Origin of the sequence: Streptomyces sp. NBC_00385 (assembly GCF_035917155.1) — a bacterium.
GTDB lineage: Bacteria > Actinomycetota > Actinomycetes > Streptomycetales > Streptomycetaceae > Streptomyces > Streptomyces poriferorum.
The window spans coordinates 6,665,549-6,682,540 of sequence record NZ_CP107951.1; the positions used below are offsets into that span (position 1 = coordinate 6,665,549).

The 16,992-nt window shown below is 71.8% G+C and carries 14 protein-coding genes; 7 read left to right on the forward strand and 7 right to left on the reverse strand.

The annotated features are described in order from the left end of the window. Positions 1-21: 21 nt before the first annotated feature. Complete coding sequence (locus OG959_RS29720; protein WP_326663407.1) at positions 22-1,020, forward strand: DUF3068 domain-containing protein; 999 nt, start codon at positions 22-24, stop codon at positions 1,018-1,020. Here OG959_RS29720 and hrpB read toward each other — a convergent pair. After that, complete coding sequence (gene hrpB, locus OG959_RS29725; RefSeq protein ID WP_326663409.1) at positions 1,007-3,508, reverse strand: ATP-dependent helicase HrpB; 2,502 nt, start codon at positions 3,506-3,508, stop codon at positions 1,007-1,009. The genes OG959_RS29720 and hrpB overlap by 14 nt on opposite strands. Positions 3,509-3,557: 49 nt before the next feature. Then, entirely contained in the window at positions 3,558-4,370 is an 813-nt protein-coding gene (locus OG959_RS29730; protein WP_326663411.1) for a class I SAM-dependent methyltransferase, read from the reverse strand. A 400-nt stretch (positions 4,371-4,770) separates the two neighbouring features. On the opposite strand from OG959_RS29730, the gene rpsA reads away from it, so the two are divergent. After that, the gene (gene rpsA, locus OG959_RS29735) at positions 4,771-6,285 is read left to right on the forward strand and encodes a 30S ribosomal protein S1 (protein WP_136330605.1); all 1,515 of its coding nucleotides are present in this window, start codon (positions 4,771-4,773) and stop codon (positions 6,283-6,285) included. 95 nt (positions 6,286-6,380) lie between these two features. Here rpsA and OG959_RS29740 read toward each other — a convergent pair whose 3' ends face one another. Further along, positions 6,381-7,343, reverse strand: coding sequence for a right-handed parallel beta-helix repeat-containing protein (locus tag OG959_RS29740; protein WP_326663412.1), 963 nt, complete (start codon positions 7,341-7,343; stop codon positions 6,381-6,383). Between the two features lie 334 nt (positions 7,344-7,677). Between OG959_RS29740 and OG959_RS29745 the strand changes: the two genes are divergently transcribed. From OG959_RS29745 to OG959_RS29760, 4 genes are all read left to right on the forward strand, one after another. After that, positions 7,678-9,201 (forward strand): flavin monoamine oxidase family protein, encoded by a 1,524-nt coding sequence (locus OG959_RS29745; protein ID WP_326666691.1) that lies wholly within the window; start codon positions 7,678-7,680, stop codon positions 9,199-9,201. Positions 9,202-9,283: 82 nt separating this feature from the next. Further along, positions 9,284-10,222, forward strand: coding sequence for a PAC2 family protein (locus OG959_RS29750; protein WP_326663413.1), 939 nt, complete (start codon positions 9,284-9,286; stop codon positions 10,220-10,222). Positions 10,223-10,288: 66 nt separating this feature from the next. Continuing rightward, a complete protein-coding gene (coaE, locus tag OG959_RS29755) occupies positions 10,289-10,891 on the forward strand; it encodes a dephospho-CoA kinase (protein ID WP_326663416.1) in 603 nt (200 codons plus the stop codon). Between the two features lie 116 nt (positions 10,892-11,007). Further along, positions 11,008-11,376, forward strand: coding sequence for a tetratricopeptide repeat protein (locus tag OG959_RS29760; RefSeq protein WP_326663418.1), 369 nt, complete (start codon positions 11,008-11,010; stop codon positions 11,374-11,376). Between the two features lie 13 nt (positions 11,377-11,389). Here the strand turns inward: OG959_RS29760 and OG959_RS29765 are convergent, their stop codons facing one another. Further along, complete coding sequence (locus OG959_RS29765; RefSeq protein WP_326663420.1) at positions 11,390-11,668, reverse strand: DUF6343 family protein; 279 nt, start codon at positions 11,666-11,668, stop codon at positions 11,390-11,392. A gap of 78 nt (positions 11,669-11,746) precedes the next feature. Here OG959_RS29765 and OG959_RS29770 point away from each other — a divergent pair, with 78 nt between their 5' ends. Further along, complete coding sequence (locus tag OG959_RS29770; protein WP_326663421.1) at positions 11,747-12,865, forward strand: ADP-ribosylglycohydrolase family protein; 1,119 nt, start codon at positions 11,747-11,749, stop codon at positions 12,863-12,865. 13 nt (positions 12,866-12,878) lie between these two features. Here the strand turns inward: OG959_RS29770 and OG959_RS29775 are convergent, their stop codons facing one another. Genes OG959_RS29775 through OG959_RS29785 form a run of 3 tightly spaced genes read right to left on the reverse strand, consistent with a single transcriptional unit; the run spans position 12,879 to position 16,896 of the window. Beyond that, positions 12,879-13,955, reverse strand: a complete 1,077-nt coding sequence (locus tag OG959_RS29775; RefSeq protein WP_326663422.1) for a tyrosine-protein phosphatase — start codon at positions 13,953-13,955, stop codon at positions 12,879-12,881. Between the two features lie 46 nt (positions 13,956-14,001). After that, positions 14,002-15,993 (reverse strand): hypothetical protein, encoded by a 1,992-nt coding sequence (locus OG959_RS29780; RefSeq protein ID WP_326663424.1) that lies wholly within the window; start codon positions 15,991-15,993, stop codon positions 14,002-14,004. A gap of 3 nt (positions 15,994-15,996) precedes the next feature. Further along, positions 15,997-16,896, reverse strand: coding sequence for an SGNH/GDSL hydrolase family protein (locus tag OG959_RS29785; RefSeq protein ID WP_326663426.1), 900 nt, complete (start codon positions 16,894-16,896; stop codon positions 15,997-15,999). Between the last annotated feature and the right edge of the window lie 96 nt (positions 16,897-16,992).

The following is a 16,992-nucleotide window of genomic DNA, read 5'->3' on the forward strand; positions in this document are numbered from 1 at the left end:
GAATGCAGAGGGAGGACACCCATGCGCCGCCGAGCCAGCCTCGTACTTCTGGCCTTCGCCGTCTTCTTCGCCGCGCTGTCACCGCTGTTGCGCTGGTACGCCTTCCCGCGCCTCGCGAAGATCCCGCCGAACCAGTACCAGGAGACCGTGCTGGAGGCGAAGCCCGCGACCCTCCTCGACTACAGCACCCTGAAGGCCAAGAAGGTCGACAGGATCACCATCGTGCAGACCCTCAAGGGCAACGTGGAGGAGTCCGAGAAGATCGAGCGCAGCGCAGGCCGCGACGTCGTCGTGTGGGACGCCCTGTCCTATGTGCAGGGACCCGACGGCAAGATGGTCTCCAAGATCCCCGAGCGCTACATCTTCGACGCGCACAGCCAGGACCCGGTCCACGCCACGGGCGAATCCGTCGACGGCGACGCGGTGAGCCGCGAGGGCATCGAGTTCAAGTGGCCCTTCCTCACCGAGAAGCGCGACTACGAGTACTTCGACGCCCAGACCCGTACCAGCTCGCCCATCCACTACAAGGGCACGCAGAACTTCCGCGGCATGGAGGTCTACTACTTCGAGCAGACCGTCCCGTGGACCAAGGTCCCGATGCCGAAGACCATGCCGATCGCCATCACCCCGGAGCAGATCGCCGAGACCGGCGTCACCCGCTGGTACACCACCAAGCGGACGTTCTGGGTCGACCCGGTCACCGGGGCGCCGGTCAACGGCGAGGAGGTCCACAAGGAGGAGCTGCGGAACGCGAAGGCGCTGGGCATGTCCGAGGACACCGTCACCGTGTTCGCCGGGCATGTGAAGATGCGCGAGGACTACATCGTCTCGATCGTCGACCTGGTCAAGTCCCAGCGACTGCTCGTCCTGCTGCTGACCTCGTACCTGCCCTGGGGCTTCCTCGTCCTGGGCGCCGGTCTGCTGGCCCTGTCGCTGTGGCTGGAGGCCCGCTCGCGGCGGCCGGGCGAGGCGGAGACGGTCAGGCGGAAGGAACCGGAACCCGCGCCTACTCCCGCCTGAGCCGCGCCTTCGTGAACCGGGTCGCCTCGACCGTGGTCGGGTCCTCGGGCCACGGATGCCTCGGATAGCGGCCGCGCAGCTCCGCCCGGACCGCCTTGTAGCCCTCCCGCCAGAACGACGCCAGATCCGCCGTCACCGCCGCCGGGCGCCCCGCGGGCGAGAGCAGGTGCACCAGCACCGGTACGCCCGCCACCCGCGGGGTCTCCTGGAGACCGAACAGTTCCTGGAGTTTCACGGCGAGCACGGGCTGGGAGCCTCCGTACTCCACCCTGATCCGTGAACCGCTCGGCACCTCGATCCGCTCCGGGGCCAGCTCGTCGAGGCGGGCCGCCTCACCGGTCGCCCACGGCAGCAGCCTGCGCAGCGCCTGCCCCGCATCGATCCCGGCCAGGTCCGAACGGCGCCGGGCCCGCGACAGCTCGGGCTCCAGCCACTGCTCGGTACGGCCGAGGAGCGCCTCGTCCGACACCTCGGGCCAGGGCCCGCCCAGCTCCCGGTGGAGGAAGGCCAGCCGCTCCCGCAACTGCTCCGCGTCGCGGCTCCAGCGCAGCAGCCCGAGGCCCTCCCGCCGCAGCCCCTCCACCAGGGCCTCCCGCACCAGTGCGGGGTCCGGCCGCTTCAGCGGGCGTGCCGACAGTTCGACGGCGCCCAGGCGCTCCACCCGGCGGGCCACCACGTCCCGGCCGTCCCAGCGCACTTCCTCACCCGCGAACCGCAGACGCCCGGCCGCCAGCCGTGCCGTGTCCTCGTCGATGACCGCGGCGAGCCGGACCTGTGCCGACGCCGCGTGCGCGGGGCGGTCCGCGACCGCGACGGCCAGCCACGGCGCGCTGCGCAGCCGGGAGCCGTCCCGCAGCTCCGCGCCCGTGCCGGACGCCATCAGGAACGTCCCCTCGCCCCGGGCCCGCGCCACCCGCTCGGGAAAGGCCAGGGCGGCGACGAGTCCCACGGCGGCGTCGTCCGTGCCCGCACCGCCGGTCCCGGACGCCTTGAGGGAGGACGACAGCCGCCGCACCTCCTGCCGCCAGCGGGCCGCGTAGCCGTCCTTGCCGAGGCGTGCGGTACGCAACGCCGCCGCGAGGTCGTCGCCGTAGTCCCGGGGCGGCTCCTCGCTCAGCAGCGCCACCACCTCCGCGGCCCGTCGTCCGCCGACCTCGGCCGCCCCGTCCAGCAGCGCCCTGGCCAGCCGGGGATGCAGCCCCAGCCGGGACATCCGCACACCCCGGTCGGTCACCCGCCCGTCGGTGTCCACCGCGCCCACCGCCGTCAGCACCTCGCGGGCCGCGCCCATCGCCCCGGCCGGCGGCGGGTCCAGCAGCGCGAGTCCCGCGGCGTCCGGATCGCCCCAGCAGGCCGCCTGGAGGGCGAACGCGGCCAGATCGGCGACCTTGATCTCGGGGGAGGGGAACCGGGCGAGCCGCCCGTCCTCCGCCTGCTCCCAGCAGCGGTAGACCGCCCCGGGAGCCTCCCGGCCGGCCCGGCCCGCCCGCTGGCGGCCCGCCGCCTGCGAGGCCCGTACGGTCGTCAGCGCGCTCAGCCCGCGGGCGTGATCGGTGCGCGGCTCCCTGGCCAGGCCCGAGTCGACGACGGTCCGCACCCCCGGAACGGTCAGCGACGACTCCGCCACCGACGTCGCCAGCACCACCCGCCGACCGTCGGACGAACCGGCCAGCACCGCGTCCTGCACCGCGGCCGGCGCCCGCCCGTGTACCTGGAGCACCTCCGCGGCCACCCCGGACAGCTGCCCCGCCACCCGGCCGATCTCGCCGACACCGGGCAGGAAGCACAGCACGTCGCCCTCCCGCTCGGCCAGCGCCCGGCGCACCACGGAGGCGACATGGGTCAGCAGCGCCGGATCCACCCGCATCCCGTGCGGCGGCCGCACCGGGCGGACGGGCGGGGCCCACACCACCTCCACCGGGTGCGAGACGCCCTGCGCCTCGATCACCGGGGCGTCGCCGAGCAGCCGGGCCCAGCCCTCGGCGTCGGTGGTCGCGGACGCGGCGACCAGACGCAGGTCGGGGCGGATCGCCTCCCGTACGTCGAGCAGGAACGCGGCCACCGTGTCCGCGTCCAGGTGGCGCTCGTGGCACTCGTCGATGATCACCGCGTCGACACCGGCGAGCTCCTGGTCGCGCTGGAGCCGCTGGAGCAGCACCCCGGTGGTGACGACCTCGACCACGGTGTCCGGGCCCGTCACCCGCTCCCCGCGCACGGTGAAGCCGACCCGTTCGCCCGGCCGCTCGCCGAGCAGCCACGCCATCCGCCGGGCCGCGGCCCGGGCGGCGATGCGCCGCGGCTCGGCGACCACGACCCGGCGCACCGGACCGTCGCCGGTCAGACCGGCCAGGACCAGGGGGACGAGAGTCGTCTTGCCGGTGCCGGGCGGTGCGCACAGCACCGCGACCCCTCGGTCGTCGAGCGCCCGCCGCAGCGCGGGCACGGCGGTGCGGACGGGCAGCTGGTCCAGGGCCTCGGTACGGATCACGCCCCCAGTCTCGTACGGCGGGGCGCCGCCTCCCGCACCGGCGGGTGTCTCAGTCCCGTACGCAGACGAAGATCGCGGTCCCCGGGATCAGGTTGCCGCGCAGCGGCGACCAGCCGCCCCACTCCTGGTTGTTCCACGCCGGCCACTCCGGCTCGACCAGGTCGGCCAGCCGGAAGCCGCCCGCCACGACGTCCCGCACGCGGTCGCCGAGCGTGCGGTGATGCTCCACGTACACCGCCTCGCCCCGCTCGTCCTGCTCGACGTACGGGGTGCGGTCGAAGTAGGAGGCGGCGACGGACAGGCCCTCGGGCCCCGGCTCGTCCGGGAACGCCCAGCGGACCGGATGCGTGACGGAGAAGACCCAGCGGCCGCCGGGGCGCAGCACCCGGTGGACCTCGCGGAACACCTGGACCGGGTCGGCGACGAACGGCACCGCGCCGTAGGCGGAGCAGGCCAGGTCGAAGGAGCCGTCCCGAAAGGGCAGCACCCCGGCGTCCGCCTCGACCAGGGGGACGTCCTCGCCGATCCGCAGGGCGTGCTGGAGCTGGCGGTGGGAGAGGTCGAGGGCGACCGGCCGGGCGCCCTGTGCGGCCAGCCAGCGCGAACACTGTGCGGCGCCCGCGCCGATCTCCAGGACGTCCAGGCCCTTCAGCGACTCCGCGGGGCCCAGCAGGCCGGCCTCGGCCTCGTCCAGGCCCTCAGGGCCCCAGACGAAACGGTCGTCGCCGAGGAAGCCGCCGTGGTCGTTCTGGTACTCGTCCGCATTGCGGTCCCACCAGCCGCGGCTGGCCCGGCTGCTCTCGGCCTCGCCGGCGGTGCGGCGTGTCGCCTCGGGTTCGGCCGCGTAGATCTCTTGGCTCATCGTGTCCGTCGTTGTAGTTTGCCTTCACCCCGTGGTGCGCGGTACGTACCAGGGGGGACCTGTGAGCACGGAACCCGCGTGTCCGGATCATCTCCGGGGCCGATGTGGCCTCGGTGAACCTGAGTTGTGCCGGGTATGGGCCGTTCCGCCCTTGGTGTGCGCCTTCGCGCATTGACCGTGCCCTGCTGCCCCCGTATGCTACAAGTTGCGCTGCGAGCCTGCGCGCCTCAGACCTAGCAGGCCGCGCTCGCATCTGTATGTATGTCCCCTCGGTTCACGAGAGGCGCCTCCCGGTTCACGGGTCGGCGCTTCCCAGGCTGTCCGGCTTCTGCAGAGGCGATACGGGCTCACGGCGTAGCAGTAACTTCGACTCACTGTCCGTACCGGAGCCCTTTCCCACATGACGAGCAGCACCGAGACCACCGCCACCACTCCGCAGGTTGCGGTCAACGACATCGGCGACGCGGACGCGTTCCTCGCGGCGATCGACGAGACGATCAAGTACTTCAACGACGGCGACATCGTTGACGGTGTCATCGTCAAGGTTGACCGCGACGAGGTTCTCCTCGACATCGGTTACAAGACCGAAGGTGTCATCCCGAGCCGCGAGCTCTCGATCAAGCACGACGTCGACCCGAACGAGGTCGTCAAGGTCGGCGACGAGATCGAGGCCCTGGTTCTCCAGAAGGAGGACAAGGAAGGCCGCCTGATCCTCTCGAAGAAGCGCGCTCAGTACGAGCGTGCCTGGGGCACCATCGAGAAGATCAAGGAAGAAGACGGCATCGTCACCGGTACCGTCATCGAGGTCGTCAAGGGTGGTCTCATCCTCGACATCGGCCTCCGTGGCTTCCTCCCGGCGTCGCTCGTCGAGATGCGCCGCGTCCGCGACCTCCAGCCGTACGTGGGCAAGGAGCTCGAGGCCAAGATCATCGAGCTGGACAAGAACCGCAACAACGTGGTCCTGTCCCGCCGTGCCTGGCTCGAGCAGACCCAGTCCGAGGTCCGCCAGACGTTCCTCACGACCCTCCAGAAGGGTCAGGTCCGCTCCGGCGTCGTCTCCTCGATCGTCAACTTCGGTGCCTTCGTGGACCTGGGTGGCGTCGACGGTCTCGTGCACGTCTCCGAGCTGTCCTGGAAGCACATCGACCACCCCTCCGAGGTTGTCGAGGTCGGCCAGGAAGTCACCGTCGAGGTTCTCGACGTGGACATGGACCGCGAGCGCGTGTCCCTGTCGCTCAAGGCGACGCAGGAAGACCCGTGGCAGCAGTTCGCCCGTACGCACCAGATCGGGCAGGTCGTTCCCGGTAAGGTCACCAAGCTCGTTCCGTTCGGTGCGTTCGTGCGCGTCGACGAGGGCATCGAGGGCCTGGTCCACATCTCCGAGCTGGCCGAGCGCCACGTGGAGATCCCGGAGCAGGTCGTCCAGGTCAACGACGAGATCTTCGTCAAGGTCATCGACATCGACCTCGAGCGTCGTCGCATCAGCCTCTCGCTGAAGCAGGCCAACGAGTCCTTCGGTGGCGACCCGGCCTCGGTCGAGTTCGACCCGACGCTGTACGGCATGGCCGCGTCGTACGACGACCAGGGCAACTACATCTACCCCGAGGGCTTCGACCCCGAGACCAACGACTGGCTCGAGGGCTTCGAGGCTCAGCGCGAGGTCTGGGAGACCCAGTACGCCGAGGCGCAGCAGCGCTTCGAGCAGCACCAGGCCCAGGTCATCAAGTCCCGCGAGGCCGACGAGGCCGCTGCTGCCGAGGGCGCTGCCGCCCCGGCCGGCAGCGCTCCGGCTGCCTCGGGCGGCAGCGGTGGCGGCGGTTCGTACTCCTCGGAGTCCGCGGACAACTCCGGCGCCCTGGCGTCGGACGAGGCCCTGGCTGCCCTGCGCGAGAAGCTGGCGGGCGGCCAGAGCTGACGCTCTGACCTTCCGGCCGGTCATCGGCTGCAGTAGATGACGGTGAGGCCCGCTCCCTTCGGGGGGCGGGCCTCACTCGTTTCCGGGGCGAGCCGTTACGGGGTGACGGCGATGTTGGTCAGGCCGTTGCCGCCGGTCACGGTGTTGCTCGCGTGGACCGTCGTGGGGCAACTCGCGCTGTAGTTCGTGACGTTGACCGCGAGCCGCTTGTCACCCGTCGAGCCGGACAGGTCCGACACGTTGTCCTTGAAGACGGTTCCGCAGCCCCAGCCGCTCTGCTGGGTGTGGGTCTCGTAGCCGTTGTTGGTCGTACGGGAGCCGTGGTTGCCCTGGACCAGGACGTCGTTGCCCTTCACGTCGACCCAGGAGTCGTCGTAGTTGGCGCCGGTCAGCCCGCTGCCGTCGAAGGTGTTCCCGACGATGCGTGCGCCCGTGGTGCCTTCCTTGATGTCGACGTTCTCGCCGCCGACGCCCGGCCCGATGGTGTTGTCCAGGATCTGCACCCGGTCGCTCCGGTCGGAGAGGTCGCCCGCCGTGCCGACGTAGACGCCCTCGCCCATGCCGCGGCCGTCGTGCCCGGTGTCGTAGATCCGGGAGTTCCGGATGATGCCGTCGCTGCTGGACTTGCGGAAGTGGACGCCCTCCATGTCGAGGTCGTGCACGGTCACCGAGTCGATCACGACGCCGTTGGCGCCGTCGGCCATGATGCCCTTCTGGCCGCCCGTGACGGTGATGCCCTTCACCGTCCAGTACGAGGCGCCGTTGAGGTGCAGACCGTAGCCGCCGCCGGCCGTGAGCACCGCCCCCGCCGAGCCCGTCAGGGTGATGCGCGCGGAGGCCGTACCGGGGACGAGGGCCTTGAAGTTGCCGGTGTACGTGCCGTCCGCGAGGTGGATCGTGTCGCCCGGACCGGCAGCGGTGAGCGCCGACTTGAGCTGAGCGGCGGTGCTCACCTCGATGACCGTCGCCGCACCTGCCGTACCGGCGCAGGTGAGGGCGAGCGTGCCGGAGGCGAGGGCGGTGACCAGCAGGGCGGGGAGCGGGGTGCGGGTGCGCATGGGGGGCCTTCCCGTGGGAGGTTCAGGACGTTCTCGTACATGAATGTGGGGCGAGTGTCTGAACTTTCTGCCCAGTGACGGTAGGGATGGGGTGAGGGCGTGTCAAGGTCTGGACCATTGCTCGAACGATTCCGGGCGTGGTGAACACAGGGAAACGTGTGGGATACACGAACAGCTGACGGCTCGTAACACACCCTTGTCAGGATCCCGGCAACCTCAAGATCCGAAGGGGAGCCGGGACATGACGCATGCTTCGCACCACTCGCCCGCTACACCGGGCGCGAGCCGCCGCACCTTCCTCCGCAACGTCGGACTCTCCGGCGGGGCGGGCGCGATGTTCGCCACCATGGGGGCACTCGGCCTCGCCCCCACCGCCCAGGCCGCAAGCCGCGAACCCGCCTTCCGCGCCCCCAGCAGCGGCGACTTCCACCTGAAGGGGAAGGCCGCCGCCAAGGTCGTCGTCGTGGGCGGCGGCATCGCCGGCCTCGCCACCGCCTACGAGCTCGGCAAGGCGGGCTACGACTGTACGGTCCTGGAGGCCCGCGGCCGCACGGGCGGCCGCAACTTCACCGTACGCGGCGGTGATTCCACCACCGACATCTACGGCGTCAAGCAGACCGCGCGGTTCTCCGACGGTCAGTACATGAACGCAGGCCCCGGCCGGATACCGCAGTGGATGGTCACCCTCGACTACTGCCGCGAACTCGGCGTTCCCATCGAGGTGTTCACCAACGTGAACGCCAACGCCTATCTCTACAACGAGAAGGCGGGCATGAAGGCCCCGGTGCGCTACCGCACCGCCAAGGCAGATGTGTACGGCTACGTCGCCGAACTCCTCTCCAAGGCCACCGACAAGGGCGCTCTCGACCGGCAGATCACCGCCGACGACCAGGAGCGGCTGCTCGAGTTCCTCAAGGACTTCGGCGACATCGGCGACACCCTCGACTACACCGGAAGCCCCCGGCGCGGCTACCGCGTCGACCCCGCGGCCGCCGGAACCCCCGGGGAGGAGCTCGGGTCCGTCCCCTCCGCGTCCGAGGTCTTCGCCAGCGGCGTCGGACGCTACTTCGCCTTCGAGTTCGAGTACGACCAGGCGATGCTGATGTTCCAGCCGGTCGGCGGCATGGACCGGATACCCGCCGCGCTCACTCGCGCGATAGGCGAGCGCAGGATCCGCACCGGCGCGGCCGTCACGGAGATCACCGACACCGCCCACGGCGTCACCGTCACGTACACACAGTCCGGCCGCACCCGCAGCATCGAGGCGGACTACTGCGTCGCCGCCCTGCCGCCCAACATCCTCGCCAAGACCGCCCACAACCTGGGCCCGGCCGTCCAGACCGCGCTCGAGGCATGCAAGCCGTCCTCGGCCGGCAAGATCGGGCTGGAGTACCGGAACCGCTGGTGGGAGAGCGACCACCAGATCTACGGCGGCATCACCGAGACGGACATGGACCTGGCCCACATCTGGTACCCGTCCTACGGCCACCAGGGGCGCCGCGGCACCATCATCGGGTACTACAACACCGGCTCCAACGCGGACGCGTACGCCGCCCTGACCCCGCGCGAGCGGGAGGCGCGGGCCGTCGCGCAGGGGGTGAAGATCCACGGCGAGAAGTACCGTACGGAACTGGCCACCTCGTTCTCCCACCACTGGCGCCAGACCCCGTACCTGGAGGCCTCCTGGCACTCCCTGTCCGGCGGCCCCGACGCCCCGGTCTTCGCACCGCTCAACCAGGCAGCGGGGCGGGTCTACTTCGCGGGCGACTACCTGAGCTACGCCGACGCCTGGCAGCACGGAGCGTTCACCTCCGCACGGAAGGCGGTCACGGCACTGCATACGCGGGTACTTGGGTAAACACCATGTGAAGGGGCACGGGCGGGAATGCCCGTGCCCCCCGGGACGTTCTTCTTCAGGAACACAAGGAGGAGCGGTAACCGTGCCTGATCCGCAGAGTTTGTACGAATGGGAGCCGAAGGGCCTGGCTGTCGTCGACATGGCGCTCGCCCAGGAGTCGGCCGGTCTGGTCATGCTCTACCACTTCGAGGGCTACATCGACGCGGGTGAGACCGGTGAGCAGATCGTCGACGGGCTGCTCGAATCGCTGCCCCATCAGGTCGTGGCCCGTTTCGACCACGACCGCCTCGTCGACTACCGCGCACGGCGCCCGCTGCTGACGTTCAAGCGTGACCGCTGGTCGTCGTACGAGACCCCGACGCTGGACGTCCGGGTCGTCCAGGACGCCACCGGTGCGCCCTTCCTGCTGCTGTCCGGGCCCGAGCCCGACGTGGAGTGGGAGCGGTTCGCCGCCGCGGTCGAGCAGATCGTCGAGCGGCTCGGTGTCCGGCTCGCCGTCACCTTCCACGGCATCCCGATGGGTGTTCCGCACACCCGTCCGGTCGGCGTCACGCCGCACGGCAACCGCACCGACCTCATGCCCGGCCACCGCAGCCCGTTCGACGAGGCGCAGGTGCCCGGTTCCGCCGCCGCTCTCGTCGAGTACCGGCTGATGGAGGCCGGACACGACGTCCTCGGTGTCGCCGCACACGTGCCGCACTACGTCGCCCGCTCCGCCTACCCGGACGCCGCGCTCACCGCGCTGGAGTCGATCACGGCCGCGACCGGACTCGTCCTGCCGTCCGTCGCCCACTCCCTGCGCACCGAGGCGCACCGCACCCAGACGGAGATCGACCGCCAGATCGGCCAGGGCGACGAGGAGCTCGTCTCGCTGGTCGAGGGTCTTGAGCACCAGTACGACGCCGTCGCGGGTTCCGAGACCCGCGGCAACCTGGTCGCCGAGCCGGTCGACCTGCCCTCCGCCGACGAGATCGGTCTCGAATTCGAGAAGTTCCTGGCGGAGCGCGAGGGCGACGGCTGAGCCGGGCCGGACCTCTTGTCAGGCCTCCTTCAGTAGCGCCGGGCGGCGGGCACTAGGCTGCCGCCCATGCTGAAAGTGGGCCTGACCGGTGGTATCGGCGCCGGCAAGAGCGAAGTGTCCCGGATGCTCGCCGGATACGGAGCCGTCCTCATCGACGCCGACCGGATCGCCCGCGAGGTCGTCGAGCCCGGCACCCCCGGGCTCGAAGCCGTCGTCGGGGAGTTCGGCACCGGCATCCTCACGCCCGAGGGGACACTGGACCGGCCGAAGCTCGGCTCGGTCGTCTTCGCCGACGGCGAGCGCCTCGCCGCCCTCAACGCGATCGTCCACCCGCTGGTCGGCGCCCGCTCCGCCGAGCTGGAACGTGCCGCGGGACCCGATTCCGTCGTCGTCCACGACGTTCCGCTGCTCACCGAGAACGGCCTCGCCCCGCTCTACGACCTGGTGATCGTGGTCGACGCGGCGCCGGAGACCCAGCTCGACCGCCTCGTACGCCTGCGCGGGATGACGGAGCAGGAGGCGCGCGCCAGGATGGCCGCACAGGCCACCCGGGAGCAGCGGCGTGCGGTGGCCGATCTGGTCATCGACAACGACGGAGCGATCGAGGCCCTGGAACCGCAGGTCCGCGAGGTCTGGGCCGAACTGACCCGGCGGGCGGCGGCCGGCTGATCCCGGCGGTCGGAACACCGGCGGCCGGGCAGACGTTCACCTGACGGTGGAGCCGACGTTCAGCCGGCGGTGGAGGCAGACGTTCACCTGACGGTGGACGTGGGAAGGATGTGACCGTGCCCGAGAGGAACCCCGAAACCCACGTCATCGACTTCCGCGCGGCCGAACAACTGCTCGCGGCGCGCGACCCCCGTGGCGCGGTCCAGCTGCTCGACTCGGTGATCGCCTCCCACCCGGAGAACACCGCGGCCCGGCTCCTGCGTGCCCGCGCCTTCTTCGCGGCAGCCCAGCTGCGCCCCGCCGAGCTGGAGTTCGAGCTGGTCCTGGAGCGTGAGCCGGACAACGCGTTCGCGCACTTCGCCCTCGCCCGCACCTTCGAACGCTCCGGCCACCCCGAGCGGGCCACGCGCCACTTCCGGCTGGCGGCGGCGCTCGACCCGAATCCGGAGTACCTGAAGGCCGCCCGTTTCGACGCGGAGGGCTGAGCGGGTCCCGCGCTCAGTGCCCGTACCGCCCCCGGCCCCCGTGATCGGGTTCGTACGGCGGGATGGAGCGGCCCGGCTGGTAGTGCGGGCCCTGGTGCAGGCGGTGGACGATCACCGCCAGATCCACCAGCACCAGCACGAGCAGCACCCCGCAGGCCGACGCCCACCCCGCCCTGCCGGTCCAGGTGAACGCCGCCAGGCCGAAGACGGCCCAGGCCAGGCCCCATAGACTCAGCCAGAGCCGCATCCGCAGGGAACTGCGGGCAGTCGTCGGTTCACTACCGGTACGCATGGCGATCGCCTCTCCTACCAGCATGGACCCGCGACGGCGCGTGTGCGGCGTTCCGACGGAAGAGAGTGGGGGACGGCCGTGAACGGCACAGCATGGGGGGACGCCGCAGCCCGCAGGTCCCGCGTCCGCGGGTGTCTGCTGGGCGGGGCGATCGGGGACGCACTGGGGAACCCGGTGGAGTTCCTGTCGCTCACCGGCATACGCCGGGCGCACGGGGAGCAGGGTGTACGCGACCTCACAGCGGACGAGGACGGCGTCACCGGACGCGTCACGGACGACACCCAGATGACCCTCTTCACCGCCGAGGGGCTGATCAGAGCGCACTCCCGGGCCGCGGCCAAGGGCATCGGCGGCGCGGAGACGGCGATCATCAAGCACGCCTACCTGCGCTGGCTGGACACCCAGAACCATCCCGCGCCGCCGGCCCGCGGCGGGGACGACCCGGTCCGGACCGGATGGCTCAGGCAGCAGCCCTGGCTGTACGCACGCCGGGCCCCCGGAAACGCCTGCCTGACCGGGCTCGCCTCCGGCCACACCCCCGACCCCGGGGGACCCGTCGGCGGGCCGGGCCCCGTCAACACCGGCTCCAAGGGCTGCGGCACGGTCATGCGCTCCGCGCCCTTCGGCCTCACCGGGCAGGACCCCGCCCGGTGCTTCGAGCTCGCCGCCCGGTGCGCGCAGATCACCCACGGCCACCCCACCGGCGCCTACGCCGCAGGGGCGCTCGCGGCGATCGTCGCCCATCTGCTGGAGGGCGACTCCCTGCCGGGCTCCGTCCTGCGCGCCATGGACCTGCTGGCCCGCCACCCCGGGCACGAGGAGACGACCGCCGCCCTGCGCGGCGCGGTGGAACTGGCCGCGCAGGGGGCGCCGAGCGCCGAGAAGGTGGAGTCGCTCGGCGCGGGCTGGGTGGCCGAGGAGGCCCTGGCCATCGCCGTGTACTGCGCCCTGGTCCTGCCGGGGCCCGGCCTGGCCGGCGAGTCGCTGCTGCTCTCGGTCAACCACTCGGGCGACAGCGACTCCACCGGCGCGGTCTGCGGCAACCTGCTCGGCGCACACCACGGCGACACGTGCCTGCCGCCGTCGTGGCTGGTGCGTACCGAGGGACGGGCCGTGATCGCCGAGGTGGCCGACGACCTGTCCCTGGAGTTCGCGCACGCCCCCGCGTGGCCGGAGGGCCGCTACCCGGGGTGCTGACCGGACGGGCCGGTCAGCCGGTCAGCATCTTGGCGCGCAGGGTCTCCACGGTCGCGGCGTCGAGCTTCAGCCCTTCGCGTACGTAGCTGTCGAAGTCGCCGTAGATCTGGTCGACCTCGGCGAACGCCGCGTGCAGCCAGCTCAGTTCGACGGCCTCCGGGTCACCGGTGTACTGGTTGCTGGCGAGGAAGTCGGCCTCGACGGTGGCCCGGGGTACGCCGAGCAGGGTCAGCAGGACGGCGGTACCCCAGCCGGTGCGGTCCTTGCCGGCGCTGCAGTGGAAGACCGTGGCCCCGGAGTTGTTCGTGGCGACGGCGGTGACCAGGTCGTGGAACGCGTAGTCGGCGCCGACGAAGTTGACCATGAACGGGTAGCCGATGGACTGGCCCAGGTCGGAGGAGCCGGAGAAGAGACCGGCCGCGATGGCCTCGGCCAGCGTCATCAGGGCCGAGTCGTGGAACCGGATGCCGTGGCTGAGCGAGACGACATCGGCGACCTGGTAGGTGACCCCCGCGGGCAGCCGGTCCGGTTCGTCGTGGCGCTCCTGGGCGTTGCGCAGGTCCACGTCGAGGGTGAGGCGCTGGGAGACCAGCCGCTGCTGCTCGGCGTCGGTGAGGCTGTTCAGTTTGTTGGACCGGTAGACCAGGCCGGAGCGCACCCAGTGGCCGTCCGTGGTGCGGTAGCCGCCGATGTCACGGAAGTTGCGGGCGGAGGCGAGCCCCAGGGAGCGGTCGGCGACGACCAGGGGGGTGCCGCCGTCCGGGACCAGGCGGAAGTACCAGCGCCCGGTCTCCGGGAGCGTTCCGGCGGGCACCGCCAGGGAACCGGTGCCCGGGGCCGTGCCGAGCGCGACGCCGCTGGTGGCGTCGGGGGAGGTGACGGCGGTGACGGTCACCGAGGCGGCCGGTGAGGCCCAGGAGAGGGTGTGTCCGCCGTCGGCCGCGCGCACGGCGCCGGCCGAGGTGAACGGGACCGCGGACTGCGCGGTGGCCGTGGCGGCCGGCGGTGCGGCGAGCGCGGACGGGGCCAGTGCCGTTCCGGCGAGGAGGGCGGCCGCGACGGCGGCTCCGGCGATGCGGTGCGTACGCATGGTGCTCCTTGTCTGTTCCCCGTCTGTTCCCAGCGGGGAGGGGGTGTCAGGAGGTGGGCGTGGCGGTGCACGGAGTGGTGCCGCAGACATTGATGACACGGCCGGTGGTCAGGAAGGTGGCCTTCTGCTGACGTGCGGCGGGCGAGTTGCGGGGATCTTCGTGCGGGTCGTGCCCGTACTCGGGACCGGCGGGCGGGGTGTTGGTGCGCGGAGGCGTGGGGGTGCCGCTGTCCCAGACGGTCATGGCCGATCCCCGGTAGGGCAGTTGGCCGGAGCCGATGCAGCGGATGCCCCAGTACGGAACGGTGTCCGGGCTCCGGCCGGCGGTGAGCGCGGGGGACAGCAGGCGGGCGCCGATGGTGCGCGCCTCCACGTCGGCCGCCGCGTTCGCGACCTGGTGGTCGCCGTAGGCGATGTGCATCAGCACCTGGTGGTGGTCGGTGAGGTGGTTCGCGTACGCGTTCGTCTCACCGCGGTCCCACACCATCTGGAACAGCTGGAGGACGAGCTGCTGGCGCAGCTTGTCCGGGTAGGCGACGTCCAGGACCTGCTGGAACGGTGCGAAGTCGGCGCTGCGGTTGAGGAGCAGCCCGTAGTTCATGGCGGTGACGCCCAGTACCCCGCGCCGGATGTCGTGCGAGGCGGCGACCAGAGCGCCGCCGAGGATGCCGCCCTGGCTGTTCCCGTCGTACGCGAGACCGTGCCGGGTGTCGACGAGCGGGCGGCCCTCTGCCGTACGGAACGCGGGGTCGGTGCCCAGTCCCTCGGCGTGGATCAGGGCGCGGCCGAGGAACAGGGCGTTCAGCATGCCCTGTTCGCTGCGTTCGGGGACGGCCGGGAAGAGGTTCGGGTCGGCGAGCGCGGCGAGGACGACGGGGATGTCCTCCTTGGCCATGCCGATCCAGTCCGTGGCGCAGAAGGTGAAGTTGTGTTCGGAGGCCATGTCCTTGACGTTGCCCGCGCCGACCTCGGAGCGGGAGCCGAGCAGCCCGTGTCCGTAGAGCGAGGGGTGGGAGGGGGCGCGGAAGGCGGAGCGGGGGATCTCGCAGCGGAACGTGGCGAGCTGGTTGTTGAGGGGCAGCCTGCGGGGGACGCCGTCGCGGTCGCGGTTCAGTACGGAACCGGGCGGGCCGCCGGGCAGGCCGAGATAGCTGGGTACGGTGATCTGCCCGGTGACCTCGCGGGCGATCCGGGCGTCCTGGGCGGCGGTGAAGTCGGTGACGCCGGTGACGGTGAAGCCGGGCGAGCGGTTGCCGAGGCGGCGGAACGCGTCGTCGCGGAGGGTGAACAGATCGCCGGTGAGGCTGCGGGTGGACGCGACGGTGAAGTCCCAGGCCAGGTTGAGCCCTTCGGTGGTGACCCCGGCCCTGCGCAGGGCCGCGAGGGCGGGGCGGAGGCGGTCCTGGCGGGCGCGCAGCGGGTCGTGTGCGGGGAGCCGCTTCCCGGCGACGGCGGCGAACGGGGCGCCTGCCGGGATCGTGCGGCCCGCACCGTCCTTGAGGCGGCGCAGGGCCACGGCGTAGTGGTGGCCGTCGTGCAGGTTGCGGGCCGGATGGATCAGCAGGGCCCGGCGCGCCGGATCGGTGGCGTTGGTGTCGGGCTCGGCCCAGTACGGCCACCGCTCACCGGTGGTGGTGTCCAGGAGGACGACCGGGGCGTCCCGTTCGAGGGAGCGGCCGATGTCGGTGAGCGGGGCCGTGCCGGTCGCCGACAGGTCCAGTCCCGGCACCTGGGCGATCAGGGCGGAGCCGGGGGAGAAGCCGTCGGACCGGTTCCAGGCGGTCGGGTCGATGGGCAGCCCGGTCGTGGCGCGGGGCAGTACCGCGGCGGCGAAGTCCACCCGGCGGCCCGTGTCGGTGTCCCGGTCCGGCCGGGTGTACCAGTCGTTGGGGAACGGCAGCAGGCACTCCACGGGTGCCAGCGGATCGCAGCCCGGGGCCGACGGGTGGCCCGCCCGGGCCGCGTGGGCGGGCGGGGCGAGCAGGGCGGCCGCGCCGAGCGCCGCCGCGAGCAGGCCGTGGAGCAGCCGCTGCCGCATGGGTCAGCTCCCCTGGAGGTGGGCGCCGATGATGCGGGCGTAGGCCGCCTCACCCTGCCGGTTGGGGTGCAGCGGGGCGGCGGCCGCGGTCGGCACGTACCCTTCGAGCCACCGGTCCGACGGTGCCTGGCAGGCGTCGTGGCCCTTGCTCGGGGTGACGAGGTCGATGTACTCGGCGCCGTGCGCGGCGCTCTGCTCGGCGATCACCGTGTTCATCCGGTTGACGCTGCCCTGGAGGAAGTCGGCGTCCACCGGGAGCACGGGCTGCAGCGGCCAGCAGCCGCCCGGCTTGATGTAGAGCCCGTAGCCGGTGACGATCACCCGGGCCTGCGGCGACCGCTGGTGGATGCCGTCCAGTACGGCTGCCAGCCGGGGCGCGAACTCCGCGATGCGCTGCGCCACCTGGTCGACGCCGCCCTCGGTCAGCTTGTCCTTGCACGGGGTGGCGGTCGGGTCGAGCTGCATGCAGTCCTGCGCGATGCCGACCAGACCGGCGTCGTTCCCGCCGATCGTCAGGGTCACCAGTTCGGTGTCCGGGCGCAGCGCGTCGAACTGGGGGGCCGCCGAGCCCATCGGGATGTCGAGCAGGGAGAGCGACTGCTTCTCCGTCATGTGCTTGGACTTGGCTCCGCTGCAGGTGACGTCGCGCAGCGAGGCGCCGATGCTCGCCGCCAGCTCGTGCGCGTAGTTGTGCGTGGAGCGGCCGCAGGCCACGGGACCCGTGATGTCCGGGATGAGGGGCCCGGAGGCCATCGAGTCGCCGAGCGCGACATACGACGTGGTGTCGTCGGCTGCCGCCGAGGCGCCGGACGCGCCGGTGGCGAGGCCCAGACCGGCCAGGGCGAGCGCGACCGCCGACGTTCTGACGATCCGACAGAGTGCTTGAGTACGCGGTGAGTTCACGGCAACCTCCGGTGGGGGGCGGGCGAGGCATGGCGGGTGTCGCCGGTCATCATGCAGACTCGGACGCCGTCGTTTAACTGGTGGGTAACGCAGACT

Excerpts from the sequence above, each read along its gene's own strand:
- rpsA (WP_136330605.1), top strand. The coding sequence starts at position 4,771 with ATGACGAGCAGCACCGAGACCACCGCCACCACTCCGCAGGTTGCGGTC.
- OG959_RS29775 (WP_326663422.1), bottom strand. The coding sequence starts at position 13,955 with ATGCGTACGCACCGCATCGCCGGAGCCGCCGTCGCGGCCGCCCTCCTC.
- OG959_RS29730 (WP_326663411.1), bottom strand. The coding sequence starts at position 4,370 with ATGAGCCAAGAGATCTACGCGGCCGAACCCGAGGCGACACGCCGCACC.
- OG959_RS29740 (WP_326663412.1), bottom strand. The coding sequence starts at position 7,343 with ATGCGCACCCGCACCCCGCTCCCCGCCCTGCTGGTCACCGCCCTCGCC.
- OG959_RS29720 (WP_326663407.1), top strand. The coding sequence starts at position 22 with ATGCGCCGCCGAGCCAGCCTCGTACTTCTGGCCTTCGCCGTCTTCTTC.
- OG959_RS29745 (WP_326666691.1), top strand. The coding sequence starts at position 7,678 with ATGTTCGCCACCATGGGGGCACTCGGCCTCGCCCCCACCGCCCAGGCC.
- OG959_RS29780 (WP_326663424.1), bottom strand. The coding sequence starts at position 15,993 with ATGCGGCAGCGGCTGCTCCACGGCCTGCTCGCGGCGGCGCTCGGCGCG.
- OG959_RS29765 (WP_326663420.1), bottom strand. The coding sequence starts at position 11,668 with ATGCGTACCGGTAGTGAACCGACGACTGCCCGCAGTTCCCTGCGGATG.
- coaE (WP_326663416.1), top strand. The coding sequence starts at position 10,289 with ATGCTGAAAGTGGGCCTGACCGGTGGTATCGGCGCCGGCAAGAGCGAA.